Origin of the sequence: Sphingobacterium faecium (assembly GCF_003054045.1) — a bacterium.
GTDB lineage: Bacteria > Bacteroidota > Bacteroidia > Sphingobacteriales > Sphingobacteriaceae > Sphingobacterium > Sphingobacterium faecium.
On sequence record NZ_QBKH01000006.1, the window covers coordinates 221,350 to 239,533 of the forward strand.

Genomic DNA, 18,184 nt, shown 5'->3' on the forward strand with positions numbered 1-18,184 from the left:
ATTAATATAACCAAACTTAGGTAAATTTGTTTTATATGAGATAATTATATACTAAACAAATGACCAATATTTCGTCTACCATCCAGAATTATGGAATACGGGAAATAAAAAAATAGGGAACATATAATTTAATATGTTCCCTGAGTAGCAGTATGATCGATGGATTATTTTTGAGATAATAGAAAATGGAAGATCGATATTCCGGTATTTTCTACCGATTCTGCAGCATTGGAAAGTAAAACTACTGCTGTTTTTTTGTCTGGAGCGATGGCTATGAATGAACTGCTTCCTCCTGTTCCACCTGTATGGAAATAATACGTGATATCGTCCAATAAATCCATGTGCCATGCTAAACCAATGTCGGTATTGGGTGGTATGAAATAAGTAAATTGACGTGTCAGCGCCATTGCATTTTCAAGTTGCGTTTGAGGCATTTTGAATTGTACTTGAGCAAAGTTGAGTAGATCTGTTACCGTAGATTTTAAACCACCAGCAGCACTAAAGATTTGAAAATCCCAAGCTTTAGTTTCTTCACCATTGCTATTATATACCTTTGGAAGGTATTGTGTTTTCGGATTGAGCATATCCGATGTAGCTGTTAAGCCTAAAGGCTTGGCTATAATCTCCTGAATATTGGTGTTATAGCTCTTTTTATTTAATGATGTTAAAATGTCTCCAAGTAAAGCATAACCTAAGTTGCTATATTCATATTTTTCACCGCTTTCATATGTTGCTTTGAATGTTGATAGGAATTGATATAAATACTTTCTATCATAATCTTTATAAGGATTATTGGGGTCAAAATTTTTGGTTTTATCCAGATTACTTGGTAATCGAGGTAAACCTGAGGTATGATTAGCTAAAGTTTTGAAGGTAATTTTTTGTAAACTAGGATTTGTTTTTAACGAATCTGGTAAAAAATCAACGATCGATTGATCGAGACTTAATGTTTCATTTTCAACAAAATTAGCAAGGAGTGTCGCTGTGAAAATCTTGGAAAGAGATCCTATTTCATAAAGTGTCGAACTGGTTGGCAGGGTCTTATTTCCCTTTTCAGTTTCGCCATAGAAGTAGGTGTTGAGCTGGCCGTCCTTAATGATACCAATGGCTAAAGATTGTGTGTTTCCTTTTTTCGTATACACATTCGCTGCCGAATCAATGAAAAAATCAATTTTATTTTCGACAACAGTATTGGTCAATACAGGTTCCTTCTTTTCTGCAACTGGTTTGACAGAAGGGTAGAAACCTAATGTATGGTAATGAAAAGTGCTATCTACACCAAAAGGAACTCGAAAGGATTCTTTTGCAAAATCTATACGATACTCGCTAATACCATTCTTAAAGTTTATTTTTTCAGCATGTTGGATCCTTCCTAAAGGATAGATTTCACGATCTAATAGGTTTTTTAATGAAGAGTAAGGTACTGCTTTTTTAAATCCATCATTGGCTAAACTATAAATGGAATCTGTCTGTTGTGAATTGATAAAAAATTCTATTTTATTATAGAATGTATGATTTATTTGTTCTTGATTAGAATGTTGAGCAACAGCAGACAATGAACTACTGAGTAAAAGTGCAGCAATAAAATTTTTCATAATGAATATACTGCTGCAAATTTACATAAACTTTATCTATATGCCAATCATTTGTTTTAATCTGGCATATCCGGATTTACTGATATTTAGTTTTTCACCTGTGATTAAAATGGCTACAAAACTGTCCTTCTCCCAAGGTTCTATACGCGCTAATTGATCAACTTTGATGATATAGGAGCGATGAATTCTGACAAATGTTTGTTCATCTAGATGTTTTTCAAAAAAAGCCATTGTTTTATTTTTTAGAAATAAGCCATCTGGGGTATGAATTTTTACATAGTCATCGTAAGCTTCCAAATATTTGATTTGTGGAACTGGTATTATTTTAATTTGGGTTCCAGTTTTCACTACGATGCGGTCTAATTTGGATTCTTCTTGATGAATAACAGCTTCATAATTGGGTGTCGGTTCGGCAGCAGGTTTAGCAAAATTTAACTTAAACTTTTCGAATGCCTGCTTAAATCGATTTGGTGAAATTGGTTTCATCAAATAATCAATCGCATTTTTTTCGAATGCTTTTAATGCATAATCGTCAAATGCTGTTGTAAATATGACTGCAGGTGGATTTTCTACCAATTCCAGCATTTCAAAACCGGTCAATTTTGGCATCTGAACATCTAGAAATAGCAGGTCAGGTTGATGCTGCTGTATTGCCTTTACTCCTTCAAATCCATCTCCACATTCAGCAACAATAGAAACTGATGGGTCCTGGCTGAGGTATTCTACTAAGATAGAACGCGCTAAGGGTTCATCATCAATAAGGATAACTTTAATCATATTGCGGTATTTTGATACTACTGGTAAATATATTGTTTTCACTTTGGGTTGTCAGAAGATCATTTCGACCGAAAAGTAAAAATAAACGTCTTTCAATACTGGTAAGTCCAAATCCTGTTCCTTTTGATTGGATAGCTTCACTTGGGTCGAACGGATTTTCTATGGAAACGTGTAACATCTTATTGTCTAAGAAACATTTGATGTTAATGGTTACATTTTCAGTAACGTTATATAGTCCATGTTTAATCGCATTTTCAACTAGTGGCTGTAAAATCATGGCTGGTATTTTAGTTGATAAGACATCTTGATCATGATCAATATGTATATAAAGGCGGTGACCAAATCTTACTTTTTCAATGTCCAAGTATAATTCCAGATGGTTTAACTCTTCTTGTAAAACAATTAATTGATTGTTTTCTTTACGAAGTGTACCCCTCAAAAAATCAGATAATTGAAAAGTCATATTGCGAGCCTCTTCGGGTTTACTACCAATTAATGCAATAATAGAATTTAGGCTATTGAAGAGAAAATGAGGTTGTAGTTGCTGTCTCAGGTTGTATAATTCAGCTTCGCGCAATTGATTCTCCGAATCTTGTTTTCTTTTGATATTCGAAATATACTCTTCTTGTATATTCCATACAATAATGAAAATTGCTACAGAAGTCAGAATCAGAAAATTGACAATGTAACGGTAGGGAATAATCAGATCATAGATCTTTAAATGCTCTTTTGGTAGATAATATTGGACAACCAGGCGACTGCCTAGGATGCTAATACCACTCATGATAAATCCGATAATCAGTACTTTCCAAATCTGATTGGGTTTGGGGATATAGTAATTCAAAGTGGTAGAAATGGCATAGCAACAGAGCATCATCATCAGGCTATTGATAATGGAGTCTTTAATAGTTATATCACTAGGAAATCCAGATCTATACATCAAAGCATATTGCATGACAAAGTAGCCAAGCAATATGCTTAAACAAATGATTAAAATGAGTCGATTTTTATTCTGCAATAACAGTTTATCCTTCATGGCTAGGCATTTCTAATGGTCAAATTCCCAAAAAGACAAGTACCTGTAATATATAATTTTTTTGCGGGGTCTCTTGTGAGCCCTACGTTGAAACGTCGGTCGTCGACATCTCCAAAAACCGAAGAGACATTGGAGTATACTGTCCAATTTGCAGGTACAATAATTTTGGCACTTCCAAACATTTGAAAGGCATCTATAACTGCTACATCTGTAATATCAGCTTGTGTTAGATCAATGGATACACTGCCAAACATACATGCAATGTTTCCTCCTCTAAAATTTTTAGAGAGAATGAGTTTTTTAAGGCTCGCAAATATGGAGTTAACATTAAGAACGTCCTCGAAGCTATTATCTGTTTGTGTGTAATTTGGAGCAGCGAAGGTCTGCTCGTTGAGCAGACCTTGATTACTGTTATCTTTTGCAATGGAATTTTCATCTGTTGTTTTATCTTCAACTTCAGCTTGAACACCTTCTGTAGCAGGATCGACAACGCGTTTGTCCCAATCGAAATCTGCAGGGGGCTTTGGTGGACTATTAGGGCTTAGTGGCGTAGGAGGAAGTGGGGGCAATCCCTTTTTTCTACCCATAATAAAGTATGCGCCTAACCCGATAATCAGGATCGGAAAGATGATACCACCAAAATCAGTGTGCATAATTCTTTTTGCAAGAAACGCTAGACCGACAGCTATTAATATAACAGCGGATTTTTTCTGAAAATTGGAATTAACACCAATGACTAGACCTATAATGATCGGTATCATATACCAACCAAATATCCAGGATGGAAAGAAGAAATCTATGTTTAAATTTTTTAGCAATAATAGGATTCCAATGAGTATGATGATACCACCTATGATATTTTTGCTGTTGTTGCTTTTTGGTACGAATGGCTCTTTTTCCATGACTTTTAAATTTATACTTCAAAGATATAGGTGTTTTATAACCTTGAGTAAGTGAAATAGGTAATCGATCAATATTATTCGGTAAATGTAATAAAAACCTCGGTGAAAAGATATTCTTATCAAGCGATTGATTGCATATTATATCCAAATATAAAAGTCTTATATGCTAAAATAGTGCAGGACAGGCTTAATATTTATTTTTTTTCGAATAATATTTGGAAGTTTCATGCTAATTATTATATATTTATCAAAGATTAAGATTACTTAAACTTAAATAATAACCAATGGGAGATTTTGAAAACAAAGAGCGAGAAGAGGTTTTTTCAAAAAAAGTGAGAGCAGGTAAACGTACTTATTTTTTTGATGTAAAGGCTACACGGTCTAACGATTATTACATTACTATCACTGAAAGTAAAAAACGTTTTGAAGATGGACAGTTTATTAAACACAAAATATTCTTGTACAAAGAAGACTTTGAAAAATTTGCAGAAGGTTTGACAGATGTTGTTGAATACATCAAGTCAAATCAAGAAGTTGTTGAAAAACGTTATGAGCCTAATTTTGAGGACCCAGCATATGCTAGTGAATCATCTAAAGATGATTTTTCTTTCTAAAATTTTTACAAATTCACTATAGAAGGGCCGTAAGAAAATTATTGCCCTTTTTATTTTTTTAATCAGCATGCCTTGAAGATCATGCAGAAAATGTCCCCTTTCTATCCAAAAATGAAAGGTGACATACTGCTTAGAAGTGCGAGTGGTGTAGCAAGGCGCAGTTCTATAGAGACGGCTTATCTTGCTTCCAGTTTGCTTTAATCAGATCTTATTAATCAACGATCGTACTGTCATACTGTTGGATGCGCTGAAAGTGATTGTCTAAATGTTGTCGCATAGCATTTCTGAAGACTTCAGGAGTACCGACTTTTAGAATATCTACGAGCCCACGATGGGAAATAAAGTTTTTTGAATTTGATTTTTCAATCAACATTCCACTTGAGTGAACGAATTTAAAGACAGGTAAAAGTAAGTTCTGAAAATCCTTTAACATGATATTGCCACTGATTTCATATAGCTTTCCATGAAAAGCTACTTCGATTTCAATGTCAAATATACTATTATCTAAATCCATAGATTCTTTCGAAACAATTGCTTCTAATTCTTGAATATCTTCAGGAGTGATGCGTTGATACAGTAAATCGGCCATACCGAGTTCTAGGATTAATCGCATCTCAAATAAGTCGCGCAATGTTTTATCGTCCATAATAGTTGGATAAAGCGACTTTTTCATCGGACTGATTAAATCAGGACTTGTTAACACAGCCCCTCTATGTTTCTTGGATTCAATTAATCCCACTAATCTTAGTCGTGACATAGCTTCCCGTATTACCGTACGGCTCACGCCCAAAGTTTCTGCCAATTCTAATTCTTTTGGAAGTGCATCGCCTATTTTTAATCCCTGACTTATAAATAAATTGATGATTTCTTTCTCCACTTTATCAACTAAAGATGAGGTGTCAATGGTATTTACAAAATTGATTAATGTTGAATTTGTGCTCATAAAAGTGCTTGTATACGCTTAAAAGCAAATATACATATAAATAACAACAAGTATGTTATACATAATATTAAATTTATGTTGCTTTTAATAGATTAATTTATATAAATTTGCTTTATGTAATACTTAATAATAACCAATATGTATTCAAACCGCAAATTAAAACATTTATTAATCTGGTCTATGCTAGTGGGAAATCTAGCTTTAGTGCATGCACAAGATCGAAACATCCAAGGTAAGGTTAGGGACGCCGTTACAGGAGAGGTGCTCAGTAATGTCACAGTTAGTGTAAAAGGAGGTAAGCAATCCTTACAGACTAGAGCTGATGGATCATTTATTTTACCTACTCATCCGAATACAATCTTAATTATCACTTCTACAGGCTATAAATCTCAGGAGGTACAAGTTGGTCAAGGAGAGACATTGGATATCAAGCTAGAATCTTCAAATCAACAAATTGATGAAGTTGTTGTGGTGGGGTATGGGACACAGAGCAGAAGAAGTGTAACCGGTTCTATTTCTAAATTGGATAAAGAAGTGCTTCAAAATTCGCCTAGATCTAATGTTGCAACTGCACTTCAAGGAAGTATTCCAGGATTACAGGTTGTTAATAAATCTGGTCAACCAGGTGCAGCTCCTATGTTAAAGTTAAGAGGTGGGGCGTCTATCAATAATCCGGGAGCTCCTCTAGTTATTGTTGATGGTGTTATTCGGGATCTGAATGATATCAGTTCTGAAAACATTGAGTCGATTGATTTATTGAAAGATGCTTCTGCGACAGCTATTTATGGCGCTAGAGCAAACAATGGAGTGCTTTTGGTGACGACTAAAACAGGGAAGGCAGGCACTTCTAATATATCCTACAAATTTGTCGGAGGCTTTAACCAGCGCAGAGCAGGTTATGAATATATGAATGCAGGTGATTATATCCAATATACGCGACAAGGCTATTTAAATGCTGGGCGCTCATTGCAATCTGTCAATAGCTCAAGGGGATTGGGTATTTCATCAGACCCTGCTTACAATTCTGCATTTGATATTAAACAATTCACAGATGAATTGAAGCCCTTATTAAATCAGGGTTGGAAGCTTGTGGATGATTCCTATGGAGGTCAGATCATTTATAAAGATCATGGTGGTGAAGTGGAAGATGCCTTATTTAGAAATACCTATACAAAAGATCATTATGTAAATGTTTCGGGAGGAAATGAAAAAGGGAAATACTTCGCAGCATTTGATGCTTATAATGAAGATGGCGTGATCGTTGGTTCTAGCTACAAAAGATACACGGGAGATATCAATGGTTCTTACAAGTTGAAACCTAACGTGGAAGTATCAACCAATGTTACACTTTCCACTGCTTCACAATATGGGACACCATCTTCCGAAACGAATGCGATCTATAGGACATTAGCGATTTGGCCTACTTTTAATCCATGGATTGATGACGCTAAAACACAACCGAATCCAGGTATTTCAGTCAGTGATGGAAATCCACTTTACTGGTTAGGGCGGTTGAAACGTAAAAATGAAACGAACCGTATTGTGGCGAATGCTTCTTTAAAATGGGATATATTGCCAGGCCTTTATCTTAAAGCAACAGGTAATGCTTATATGAAAGAAGAGTTGAATGAGTCTTTCCAAATGTCTACCCAAACTTATTCCAATATATTTTCAAATCCACAAACGATTGGGAGTAGTTCAAGAGATGCTTTTCGTAATTTGAATAGAGACTTTCAGACGCAGTTCAATGGTATCTTAAATTATTCGAAAAGTATTGCAGAAAAGCATAATATTTCTGCAATGGTGGGAGCAGAATATTTTAAAGTGAAGACCGACTATATGCAAGTGTATGGAAAAAATGCACCTACTGATGATATCCCTACGGTCAATGCATCTACGGTTTTCGCAGCTGGAAGTAATACCAGTAATGCATCTGAGTACCGAATCATATCTTCAATGGGACGACTTGCATATGATTATGATGGCAGAATATTGATCAATGCTGTATATCGATTAGATGGAACTTCTATATTAGCACAAGGAAATCGTACTGGATTTTTCCCTGGGGCATCCGCAGGATGGAATATGCATCAAGAAGAGTTTTTTAAGAAATCCGTTCTTTCAAAATATATAACCACCTTCAAACCACGGATAAGTTATGGCGAGAATGGAAATATAGCAGGTCTAGGTCGCTACCAAGTACAAGGAGTATATAACGTGCAGCCCAGTTACAATGGTTTGGCTGGCTATTTAAATACTTCTCCCGTAAATAAGAATTTAGCTTGGGAGACCAGTAAAACAACAGGTGCTGGTTTGGATTTGGGTATATTGAACAATCGGATTACTGTATTATTGGATTATTACGATCGCCGTACAAGTAATTTACTAACCAATTTGTTGTTGCCTAGTTACGTCGGATTTCCAAACATCACAACGAATTTAGGGACTTTACAAAATAAAGGTTTTGAAGTCGCGGTACAGTCACAAATTTTAAAAAATCCTGATGGATTTAATTTAAATATTGGTGCTAATGCTGCTTTTGTCAAAAATAAAATCTTGGAACTTCCATTTAATGGTGTTGAAAATAATAGACAGGGTGGTTTACGGGTTTACGATCCAGCTTCAGGTCAAGTTAAATGGGTAGGAGGTTATCAAGAAGGTCAAACATTGGGCGATATCTATGCTTATAAACAAGTTTCTATTTTTAAAGATGATGCAGAAGTAAGTCAGATAGCAGGCAATAGAACTGATCAAATTGCTGGGATCACTGGACCTAATCTACCTGCAGGTAAAAATGGAAGGATAACGCCCGGCGATGTCAATTGGCTCGATGTTGATGGTAATAATATCATCGATTCTCGTGATCAAGTATATATCGGAAATATCAATCCTAAGTGGACTGGTGGTTTTACTACAAATATGAGTTATAAAGGATTCACTATGTTTTCCAATTGGGAATTTGCATTAGGACATACCATTTATAATGATCTTGTTGCGCGTACATTGGGTAATTATCAGGGAACCTTTAATTATTTAGAATTACAAAAACAAGCATGGTCTCCTACGAATACGGACACAGATATTCCAAAAGTTTACTTTGCAGATCAAGTTGTAGGATCAAAACAGAATTATACACGGGGTAATAATGGCAATCCAAATTTGAATAGTAATAATTCTAGATTTTATGAGAAAGGGGATTATTTAGCGCTTCGCGAAATTACTCTTTCCTATGATCTTCCAAAATGGTTATACTCAAAAACACATATTCTTTCACGAGCTCGAATTTATGTAAGTGGAAATAACCTCTTTTATATTACTAAATTTTCTGGTCCAACGCCTGAACCGCCAGTTGATGGAAACAATGTAGGAACTGGTGTGTATGGTGGTACATATCCGACCCCGAGATCATATGTATTGGGTGTTCAACTTTCTTTTTAATTGAATTAATTGAAAACTATCATGAAAAAAACAATATTAACTTATCTATTTGTAGGAAGCTTAACCTGTTTGGGATTAAATTCATGTACAAATGATCTGGAACTTACGCCAGTAAGTAACTATAGTGATGAAATTTATTGGAAGACAGCAGATCAATTTGACGCATTTGTTGTCGGTTTGCATTCCAGATTTAGAACGCATGAGCGCAATTTTTTACTTTTAGGCGAATTGCGTGCTGGGCTTTTCGGCAATGATCCAGGAACTACTGCATCTTTCACTGGAGAAGCATCACAAGGTCTGGAAAGAATGTGGCTACACAATTTGGATATGGATAATTCTGGAGTAAGCAATTTTGGAGGATTATATGATCAGATCAACCAACTTAATTTAATGATTAACAAATTGAACAGTACCAATGTATTGACTGAAGGAACAAAAAACTATTACTTAGGTATGGCGCATGGTATGCGTGCATTTTACTATTTCCAGTTATATCGGACTTGGGGAGATGTCGTTATTCAGACCGAAGCTATCGATAAGATTGAAGTTTCAAATCTTGCAAAAGCGGCATCACCTGCAGCAGAGGTAATAGCGCTGATTAAATCAGATGTGGATCAATCAGTTTCAGCTTTTGGAACAGATTATAGTATTAAACAAGAACGTTCTTTTTGGTCTAAAAGTGCTTCTTTAATGCTCAAAGCAGAGGTTTATTTGTGGTCAGCACATCGCGAGGGCGGTAAACCAGATGCTACTATTGCAAAAAATGCTCTGACAGATATTAAATCTAATTTACCTTTAGCTTTGCAAACAGACTTCAACAGCGTTAATGATGTAAAAAGTAAAGGAAATAATGAAATGATATTTGTGCTTCGACATAAACTGAATGAAGCCACTCTTGGATTTATTACAGATTTTGTTCCTAATGCAAATATTCTTGTTAATTTCTCCGATTCTTTGGCTAAACGTCAATTTAGTGTGACACAGGATAATTATGGAGGTTTATTACGAATCCCAACTCGTATCCGTACTTATCGTAATTATCATGATTTAGACACGCGTAAAAACACCTCTATTCAGGCGGCATATAGTAAAGATAATACAGGTAATTATAAAATTGCAGGTTGTTTCCTAAAGAAATACCAAGGAGAGCAGAATGCAGGTTCTAGAGCTTACACCAATGATTATCCCATATATCGTTATGCAGATCTTTTATTATTGTTGGCTGAAGCAAAAGTCATTCTAGGAGAAAGCCCGAAAGAAGAAATCAATCTAGTACGTAACCGTGCATTTGGTACTCATTATACGGAGAGTGTATTTGGTTATCCAAATCAATCTGTTGATAAAAATCCTAATGAAGCGATTTTACAGGAACGTAAATTTGAATTTTTAGGGGAGGGTAAGTATTGGTACGACTTAAGAAGGTTTGGCAATCAATATGTGTTTTCCCATACAGATTTATCGGCACAAGAGGCTTATAAGTTGTTATGGCCGATTGATCGTGCTTCACTGACAAACAACAGAGCTCTTAAACAGACGGTTGGCTATCCTGAATTTTAATAGTCTGCCAATCGTTTATTGCTATTATTTTAATAAAAAAACATATCCTGCCTCATTTAGTAATTGAAATGGGGTGGGATCATATTTAAACTGAAAACATAAGTATATATTTATGATCACTCAAAAAATCGAGGGCTTAATTGCAGCTCCCTTTACGCCATTTAATGAAAACGGCACATTAAATTTAGCCCAAATACCCCATTATTACCAATCTTTAAAAAACAATAATGTGAAGGGGGGATTTATCTGTGGATCAACAGGAGAAGGAGTATCTTTAACCTTTGATGAAAAGGTGGAGGTGTTAAAAGCCTGGGCTAAACTCACGGTAGCCGACTCAGATTTCATCTTGATGGTATTATTGGGAGGAACTAATATTAAGGAGTGTATTGAACTGGCTAAAATTGCTGAACAAGAAGGTGTTGATGCAGTTTCATTTACATCTCCATATTATTTTAAACCTGCTGATGTAGGACAATTGACTAAATGTTGTGCTGAAATTGCTGCAGCCGCACCCCAGACGGCTTTTTATTATTATCATATACCCGTATTGACTGGCGGAAATTTTGCGATGCTTGACTTATTAAAAGAAGTAGATGGCAGGATCCCCAATTTTGCAGGTATTAAATACACCCATGAAGATTTTATGGATTTTTTATCGTGTATGAATTTTGCTGGACGTAAATATGATATGTTGTGGGGAAGAGATGAAAATATGTTGTCATCCCTTGTGTTAGGAGCAAAGGGGGCTGTTGGAAGTACTTATAATTACGCAGCACCATTATATCACGAGCTGATAGAAGCATTTAATGAAGGTGACTTTGAACGAGCCAACTTGTTACAACAAAAATCTATTGATATGATTACTTTATTAGGAAAATATGGTGGTATAGCAGTAGGAAAGTCATATATGAGACAAATTGGAATAGATTGTGGTGCGTTTAGACTTCCCGTCAAAAATATGTCTGTTGAACAATATCAATCATTTGAACATGATGTTGCTCAATTGAGCTTTAACACATTTTGTTCAAAGTAGTAGCAAACTTATTTCACATATGTATGAGTTAAAGCAATCCTAATGTTCGGTTTGTGCGAAAAAGTCGATTCCCTTTTATATATGATAAAAAGGAATCGACTTTACGATATATCGATATTATTTATTTAGCAGGAATCAGGCTGATTGAACTGATCTCTGGAAGCATGTTTCCTTTGATTTCAAGTGCATTGAGCTCAACTTTTAAAGCAGTATCACCCAGCGATTGCTGAGAGATCTCAAATGTTCCAATTTCCATATCTACAAACTGATTGCCTTTAGCATCCTTAAGTTGGTATGACAGTTTGTTGTTTCCCAATGAAAGTGAAATTGTACCTGATTTTTGTTCATTAGGGAGATAATTGACAACTACTTTATAAGTGCCAGGACGTTGTATTTTGATATCCCATACCACTTGATCTCCTTTATTTGACCAATCACCTATTGCATTAGGACGATTGGGATTATGTGTCGTAGCACCGACAACTTTAATACCTCCAGAGCCAGTTAATTTGGCATTATTTGCTGTCAATACTATTCGTCCGTCTTTTTGAGTGCGTATCTGCTGTCTTATAACCTCTGGCAAACCCTTAATTTCAGCTACGATCACCAATGGCATTCGACCGTTAAAATTAGCTGGTAATTGAATTGTCTTGCCAGCAGATGTATTTGTAATTTTTAAAGACTTTTTAGAATCTCCTATTACATATGATTTACTGATCGTACTAGCCAAGGGCACCTCTATGGTCCCATTTTGTGGAATATCAAAAACATGGAAATAAAGCTTTTTACCCTTCTGAGTACAGTATCCCCAGTCAAGACCTTGAAATGGGCTTGCCGTAGTACCGTAGATTGCTTCACTATTAACTTTCATCCATTGTCCAATATCTTGAAGCAACATCACTGCTTTTTCAGGTATTGCACCTTCACCATCAGGTCCTACGTTAAGTAAGAAGTTTCCACCTTTACTAACAGTTTCAATAAATAAACGCATTGTTTTGTCAAAAGATTTCCAGTTTTGGTCATGTGCGCTATATCCATAACTTTCATTCATGGTATGGCTCACTTCCCAGTCCATGCCTGGAAGACCAGTTGGTGGAATATATTTTTCGGGAGTACCTATATCTCCATTTTTATTTTCTAGGCCATCCCAGAATCTATTGTTAACGATAATTTGCGGTTGCCATTTGATCAAGTCTGTCAAGATACGCTTTGTTCCCCAGCTTTCGCCTTCTCTGTTTTTACTGCTAAAGTCCAGCCATAGCACATCTAATCCGCCATAATTATTAGCAAGTTCTTTTACTTGTCCGTACAGATAATCTTTATAAACTTCGTGATTTGGTTTATAATCAGTAGGGTTGGGATTCAGATAGGAAAGGCCTTCGTAAGAATCAGGATGTTGCCAATCTAAGAGTGAATAGTAAGCTCCTGCTTTTAGACCTTGCGCACGAAATGCGTTGATAACTTCTCCATATAAATCCCGACCCATGGGCGAGATATTCGTACTTCCTGTGATATCATTTTTTAAAGAATAGGGTTGTTGGCTATTAAAAATGGAGAATCCTTCATGATGACGTGATGTAATGATGACATATTTCATGCCTGCTTCCTTAGCTAAAGATGCCCATGCATGGGCATCAAATTTTGAAGCCGTAAATTTTGGTTTTAATGCTTCCGCATAAGGTTTACTTGGTACCTTGGCCCAAGCTTGTATCCATTCGGCATAGTGTTGTGGATATTGTTTTCCATCCCAACTACCTCCAGCAGCACTGTAGAGACCCCAATGGATAAACAAGCCAAATCGAGCTTCTCTAAACCATTCCATACGACTGTCCTTTGTTTCTTTCCATCCGGATACTCCTTCGTATGGAACTGATGAAGATTGCGCAGTAGCAGATAAAACTGCTGTAGAAAGTAAACTGAGGAGTGTAATTTTTTTAATTATTTTCATGAAGGTTTGGTTCGGTTTGACACAAGGATGCATCAAGTTGACGATTGTTTTTATCTTTTGGAAATAAATCGAATGATTTGTATGTTTTAAATTAATAACGGTTATTGATCGCTCATAACATATAGAAAAATCGATTTGCATTTTTTGAGTTCGTTAAATCCGTACAACATAGCAAGAATTTTAAAGATGATCATGAATGTTAAATTTTCCTAGTTCCATTTCCTTTCGGTATAAACTCGGATTCTTATTCATAATTTCTTTAAAGAACTTATTGAAGTTCGTTAGATTTTGATAACCGCTCGCATAGCAGACCTCAGAAATATTATAGTTTTTATCTTTTAATAGTTTACAAGCATGACCTATTCGCATTTCATTCACAAATCTAGAAAACGATTTCTGTGTGTGTTTTTTGAAAAAGCGACAGAATGCATTTGGAGTCATATCCAATAAAGCAGATGCATCCCGCAGGGAAACAGTATCTTTAAAATTTTGCATGACATATAGATAAATTAAATTTATACGTTTATTTTCTCTTTCGCTATAAATAGGTTTGTATGCACCATTTGACAAACTATCGTATTCATTCGTTTGGTACAACAATGTGATGAGATTCAGAAAACCTGTTATTTTCGATAAAGAATCTTTATCGATTAAATCGCGCATCATAACAATTGCTTTTTCTAATGTGTCACCAAAAAAACGTAAACCATCTTTTGCCTTATCTATAAACTGCTCCATGGCTTGGATCGTAGATTGATCATCGGTTAATTGAATGAGAAAATCAGCAGGGAAATAGATGACAATAGCTCTCGCACGTTCATGATGATTTTCCGTTAAAAATACATCGTCATTACGCCAGATATGGGGAATATTTGGACCAATCAATACTAGATCTCCAGCGCTAAATGAGTCGATATGGTTGCCAACAATACGTTTACCATAGCTTTCTTCAATGAGAACAAGTTCACATAACTCGTGAAAATGTAGGGGATTACTTAAAAAAGCTTCGTCCACCAGTTTACGAATATATAAATTTCAATATCATAAAACAATTTTAAGCTATAGGCAGTAGTCAATACTATAAGGAGGGATATATAGTTGTAAGAGCAAATTCAAAATATACGTATAGTATCTTCACATTTTAACTATTGCTTTTCAATAACATTATTTTTTAATACTTCAATGATCCCAGAATTTGAACATTTACGAATGCTCAAGTCATTAAGCATGATCGCGTCATCAACGTTTATTCCAAATATTAACTGGACTATATGAATCATAGTTTTTTAAAAATATAGGTTTAAAAAAGATAATACCCACAGTTTTTAGTTACTTAAGTAAGTAAACTCTTCAATAGCGTTAATATTCTGTCACTAATTGATAATTTGGTTGTAATTTCTTATTGTTTAGATCGCTAATTTTATAATTATTAAAAATAGACCAGCTTTAAGCAACATCATTATAGAAACCTTAGTATTATTTTATAAAACCTAAAGAGCCAATTTAACAATTTGTCTTTGTATAAAAATCTAAATATCGAGGTGGAGATTTAACCTTAAAGTTAAATATATATATATTAAAAATGAAGAAGAAAGTCGTCGTCGTTAGCATTTTATTGAGTGTAATTGTGGCTGTCGGATTATTGACCTTTCAACAGGAGAATCCTGTCGATTTTAGTGCTGATGTGAAGCCGATTCTCAATAAACACTGCATTACATGCCATGGGGGAGTAAAGAAAAATGGCGGATTTAGTTTACTTTTTGAAAATGAAGCATTTGCGAAAACAGAATCTGGTCAATCAGCTATAATTAAGGGAGATGCAGACCATAGTGAATTTATTAAGCGGTTGACGAGTGATGATCCAGAGTTAAGGATGCCTTATAATGCGCCTATGCTCCATGATGATGAAATAGATATATTAAAAAGGTGGATAAATGAGGGAGCAAAATGGGGTGAGCATTGGGCATACACTTTACCAGAAAAAGTGGAAGTTCCAAAACCTTTTTCATTTGCAAGCTTATTAGGGATGAACCCATCTGGGATATCGAATAATATCGATTATTTTATTCAGGACAAACTGAAAGAAAAAGACTTATCTTTTTCAAAAGAGGCAGATAAAGAAACTTTATTGCGACGCCTTTATTTAGATATTGTTGGTATACCTCCAAGTTTATCCGAACTACAATCCTTTGTAAAGGATACGAGAGAAGAGGCTTATGAGGAAAGAGTTGATCGACTATTAGCTTCTCAGCAGTATGGTGAAAAATGGGCAAGTTGGTGGTTAGACCTAGCTCGTTATGCCGATACAAAGGGTTATGAAAAGGACGGTTCAAGACAGATTTGGCCTTATCGCGATTGGCTCATTAAAGCTTTTAATAAAGATATGCCTTTCGACGAATTTATGGTACAGCAATTAGCGGGTGACTTATTACCTGATCCAACTAAAGATCAGCTTATTGCAACTGCTTTTCACAGAAATACGATGAATAACGATGAAGGGGGGACAGACAGTGAGGAATTCCGTATGGCTTCAGTTTTAGATCGTGTCAATACGACTTATCAGGTTTGGCTGAGTACAACTTTTGAATGTGTGCAGTGTCATAGTCATACTTATGATCCATTTAAATTTGAAGAGTATTACAAATCTGTCGCTTTTTTTAATAATACCCGTGATGAGGATACTCAGGGAGATCATCCCAGATTAAGGTTCTATAAGGCCGAAGATGAAAGCAGAGTGGATAGTATCAAATCTTGGTTGACCCAGAAAGGAAATCAAAAGTTGATTCGTTCAACAGATTTATTCTTGCATACATTAGAACCTAAAATTCACGCACATTATAGTGATCAAGTTGAAAATGGTGCTTTGTATGACACCAAATGGCTCGGAATACGTTCTGGTGGAAGTGCACGATTGAAACATATTACTTTACAAGGAAAGAAGCAACTATATATCAACTACTGGACAACTTTAAAGGGAGGCACTATTGAGGTAAGAAAGGGAAGTAAGACGGGGCCATTACTGACCCTTGTACAACTTCCTAGCACTTCGGGAAGGCAGGTTATTCAAGCAGATATGAAGGAAGATACCGGAGTTCATGACCTTTATCTACTATTTAAGAATGCAACAGCAGCAAAAGATCAGCCGATTTGTATGATTGAGTGGTTTGCGTTGCGCGAAGGGTTTCCAGTATCTACAGACCCGGAGTCCCAGCGTATGCAAAATAACTTTATGCAACTGATTAATACAAATCCTGAAAGTGTGCCTGTGATGATTGAAAATCCTGCAGAAATGCATCGTAAAACACATGTGTTCGAGCGGGGAAATAGGTTGGCTTTAGGTAAAGAAGTACAGCCAGCAGTCCCAGCAACATTAAATCCATTTCCAAAGGGGGCGCCTAACAATAGATTGGGTTTTGCGAAATGGATTGTAAGTAAAGATAATCCTTTGACAGCACGTACTTTGGTGAATAGAATCTGGGCACAATTATTTGGACGTGGGTTGGTGGAGCCACTTGGGGATATGGGGACGCAGAGTACACCATCTATGCATATTGAATTATTGGATTACTTAGCGCTAGATCTCATGCAAACAAAAAAATGGAGCATGAAGTCTTTAATTAAAGATATTGTCATGTCTTACACTTATAAACAATCATCAAGTTTAAATCAAGGTGATGCCGATAAAGATCCTGCCAATATTTATTTAGCAAGGGGTCCCAGATTCCGACTTTCTGCTGAACAGATTCGTGATCAGACATTAGCTGTTAGCGGTCTCCTAAGTTCCAAAATGTATGGACATTCGGTGATGCCCTATCAACCGGATGGTGTATGGATGACCGTGTATAGTGGTGAATCGTGGACTACAAGTACAGGTGAAGACCAATTTAGAAGGGGGCTTTATACATTTTTGAAACGGACAAGTCCTTATCCTTCATTTATCTCTTTTGATGCATCGAGCAGAGAAGTTTGTCTGGTCGACCGTATCAGAACAAATACGCCATTGCAAGCGCTTACAACTTTAAACGATCCTGTTTATCTGGAAGCAGCTAAACATCTTTCAAAGCTTATGCAGCAGGAAGGATCAGGAGATTCTAAAAAAATAATTTCCTATGCTTATAAGAAACTGATGTTAAAAAATCCGAGTGCAGAAAAAGTTGTTGCATTGGAAAAATTATATAAAGAGGCATTACTAAATTTCAATAAAAAACCGGCAGAGGCTATCAAATTTATGGCTGTAAATGCCAGCGAATCAAAAGATCCAGCTTTAACTTCGAATGCTGCTTATATGGTTGTAGCCAATGCATTATTAAATCTGGATGAATTTCTTACAAAATCGTAAAG

The 18,184-nt window shown here is 35.7% G+C and carries 12 protein-coding genes; 5 read left to right on the forward strand and 7 right to left on the reverse strand.

Annotated elements, in window-relative coordinates; all coding sequences use genetic code 11:
- Positions 1–164 precede the first annotated feature (164 nt).
- From C8N37_RS17430 to C8N37_RS17445, 4 genes are read right to left on the reverse strand one after another with little or no spacing between them, the layout of a single operon-like run.
- Complete coding sequence (locus C8N37_RS17430; protein WP_108160108.1) at positions 165–1,595, reverse strand: serine hydrolase domain-containing protein; 1,431 nt, start codon at positions 1,593–1,595, stop codon at positions 165–167.
- Positions 1,596–1,631: 36 nt separating this feature from the next.
- Positions 1,632–2,372 (reverse strand): LytR/AlgR family response regulator transcription factor, encoded by a 741-nt coding sequence (locus C8N37_RS17435; RefSeq protein WP_108160109.1) that lies wholly within the window; start codon positions 2,370–2,372, stop codon positions 1,632–1,634.
- Positions 2,365–3,408 carry a sensor histidine kinase gene (locus tag C8N37_RS17440; RefSeq protein ID WP_108160110.1) on the reverse strand — a complete coding sequence of 348 codons (1,044 nt, stop codon included), beginning with the start codon at positions 3,406–3,408 and terminating at the stop codon, positions 2,365–2,367. The genes C8N37_RS17435 and C8N37_RS17440 overlap by 8 nt, the downstream gene beginning before the upstream one ends.
- 2 nt (positions 3,409–3,410) lie before the next feature.
- Positions 3,411–4,310 carry a LiaF transmembrane domain-containing protein gene (locus tag C8N37_RS17445; protein ID WP_108160111.1) on the reverse strand — a complete coding sequence of 300 codons (900 nt, stop codon included), beginning with the start codon at positions 4,308–4,310 and terminating at the stop codon, positions 3,411–3,413.
- Between the two features lie 284 nt (positions 4,311–4,594).
- On the opposite strand from C8N37_RS17445, the gene C8N37_RS17450 reads away from it, so the two are divergent.
- Positions 4,595–4,924 carry a DUF3276 family protein gene (locus tag C8N37_RS17450; protein ID WP_045753998.1) on the forward strand — a complete coding sequence of 110 codons (330 nt, stop codon included), beginning with the start codon at positions 4,595–4,597 and terminating at the stop codon, positions 4,922–4,924.
- A gap of 211 nt (positions 4,925–5,135) precedes the next feature.
- Here the strand turns inward: C8N37_RS17450 and C8N37_RS17455 are convergent, their stop codons facing one another.
- Positions 5,136–5,867, reverse strand: a complete 732-nt coding sequence (locus tag C8N37_RS17455) for a FadR/GntR family transcriptional regulator (protein WP_108160112.1) — start codon at positions 5,865–5,867, stop codon at positions 5,136–5,138.
- A gap of 138 nt (positions 5,868–6,005) precedes the next feature.
- Here C8N37_RS17455 and C8N37_RS17460 point away from each other — a divergent pair, with 138 nt between their 5' ends.
- The 3 genes from C8N37_RS17460 (at position 6,006) to C8N37_RS17470 (ending at position 11,895) form a co-directional block, all read left to right on the forward strand.
- Positions 6,006–9,305 (forward strand): SusC/RagA family TonB-linked outer membrane protein, encoded by a 3,300-nt coding sequence (locus C8N37_RS17460; RefSeq protein WP_244914460.1) that lies wholly within the window; start codon positions 6,006–6,008, stop codon positions 9,303–9,305.
- A gap of 21 nt (positions 9,306–9,326) precedes the next feature.
- Entirely contained in the window at positions 9,327–10,862 is a 1,536-nt protein-coding gene (nanU, locus tag C8N37_RS17465; protein ID WP_108160113.1) for a SusD family outer membrane lipoprotein NanU, read from the forward strand.
- A 112-nt stretch (positions 10,863–10,974) separates the two neighbouring features.
- Positions 10,975–11,895: a dihydrodipicolinate synthase family protein gene (locus tag C8N37_RS17470; protein ID WP_108160114.1), complete on the forward strand. Its 921-nt coding sequence runs from the start codon at positions 10,975–10,977 to the stop codon at positions 11,893–11,895.
- Between the two features lie 121 nt (positions 11,896–12,016).
- Here C8N37_RS17470 and C8N37_RS17475 read toward each other — a convergent pair whose 3' ends face one another.
- Together C8N37_RS17475 and C8N37_RS17480 are read right to left on the reverse strand one after the other, a co-directional pair.
- Complete coding sequence (locus C8N37_RS17475; protein WP_170114555.1) at positions 12,017–13,843, reverse strand: alpha-L-fucosidase; 1,827 nt, start codon at positions 13,841–13,843, stop codon at positions 12,017–12,019.
- Positions 13,844–14,023: 180 nt separating this feature from the next.
- Positions 14,024–14,857, reverse strand: a complete 834-nt coding sequence (locus C8N37_RS17480; protein WP_244914461.1) for an AraC family transcriptional regulator — start codon at positions 14,855–14,857, stop codon at positions 14,024–14,026.
- A 568-nt stretch (positions 14,858–15,425) separates the two neighbouring features.
- Here C8N37_RS17480 and C8N37_RS17485 point away from each other — a divergent pair.
- Positions 15,426–18,182, forward strand: a complete 2,757-nt coding sequence (locus tag C8N37_RS17485; RefSeq protein ID WP_108160117.1) for a DUF1553 domain-containing protein — start codon at positions 15,426–15,428, stop codon at positions 18,180–18,182.
- Positions 18,183–18,184: the final 2 nt, after the last annotated feature.

What these genes read in the sequence shown, in the direction of transcription:
- C8N37_RS17460 (WP_244914460.1), top strand. Translation starts at nt 6,006, where the DNA reads ATGTATTCAAACCGCAAATTAAAACATTTATTAATCTGGTCTATGCTA.
- C8N37_RS17475 (WP_170114555.1), bottom strand. Translation starts at nt 13,843, where the DNA reads ATGAAAATAATTAAAAAAATTACACTCCTCAGTTTACTTTCTACAGCA.
- C8N37_RS17485 (WP_108160117.1), top strand. Translation starts at nt 15,426, where the DNA reads ATGAAGAAGAAAGTCGTCGTCGTTAGCATTTTATTGAGTGTAATTGTG.
- C8N37_RS17440 (WP_108160110.1), bottom strand. Translation starts at nt 3,408, where the DNA reads ATGAAGGATAAACTGTTATTGCAGAATAAAAATCGACTCATTTTAATC.
- nanU (WP_108160113.1), top strand. Translation starts at nt 9,327, where the DNA reads ATGAAAAAAACAATATTAACTTATCTATTTGTAGGAAGCTTAACCTGT.
- C8N37_RS17450 (WP_045753998.1), top strand. Translation starts at nt 4,595, where the DNA reads ATGGGAGATTTTGAAAACAAAGAGCGAGAAGAGGTTTTTTCAAAAAAA.
- C8N37_RS17455 (WP_108160112.1), bottom strand. Translation starts at nt 5,867, where the DNA reads ATGAGCACAAATTCAACATTAATCAATTTTGTAAATACCATTGACACC.
- C8N37_RS17430 (WP_108160108.1), bottom strand. Translation starts at nt 1,595, where the DNA reads ATGAAAAATTTTATTGCTGCACTTTTACTCAGTAGTTCATTGTCTGCT.
- C8N37_RS17445 (WP_108160111.1), bottom strand. Translation starts at nt 4,310, where the DNA reads ATGGAAAAAGAGCCATTCGTACCAAAAAGCAACAACAGCAAAAATATC.
- C8N37_RS17435 (WP_108160109.1), bottom strand. Translation starts at nt 2,372, where the DNA reads ATGATTAAAGTTATCCTTATTGATGATGAACCCTTAGCGCGTTCTATC.
- C8N37_RS17470 (WP_108160114.1), top strand. Translation starts at nt 10,975, where the DNA reads ATGATCACTCAAAAAATCGAGGGCTTAATTGCAGCTCCCTTTACGCCA.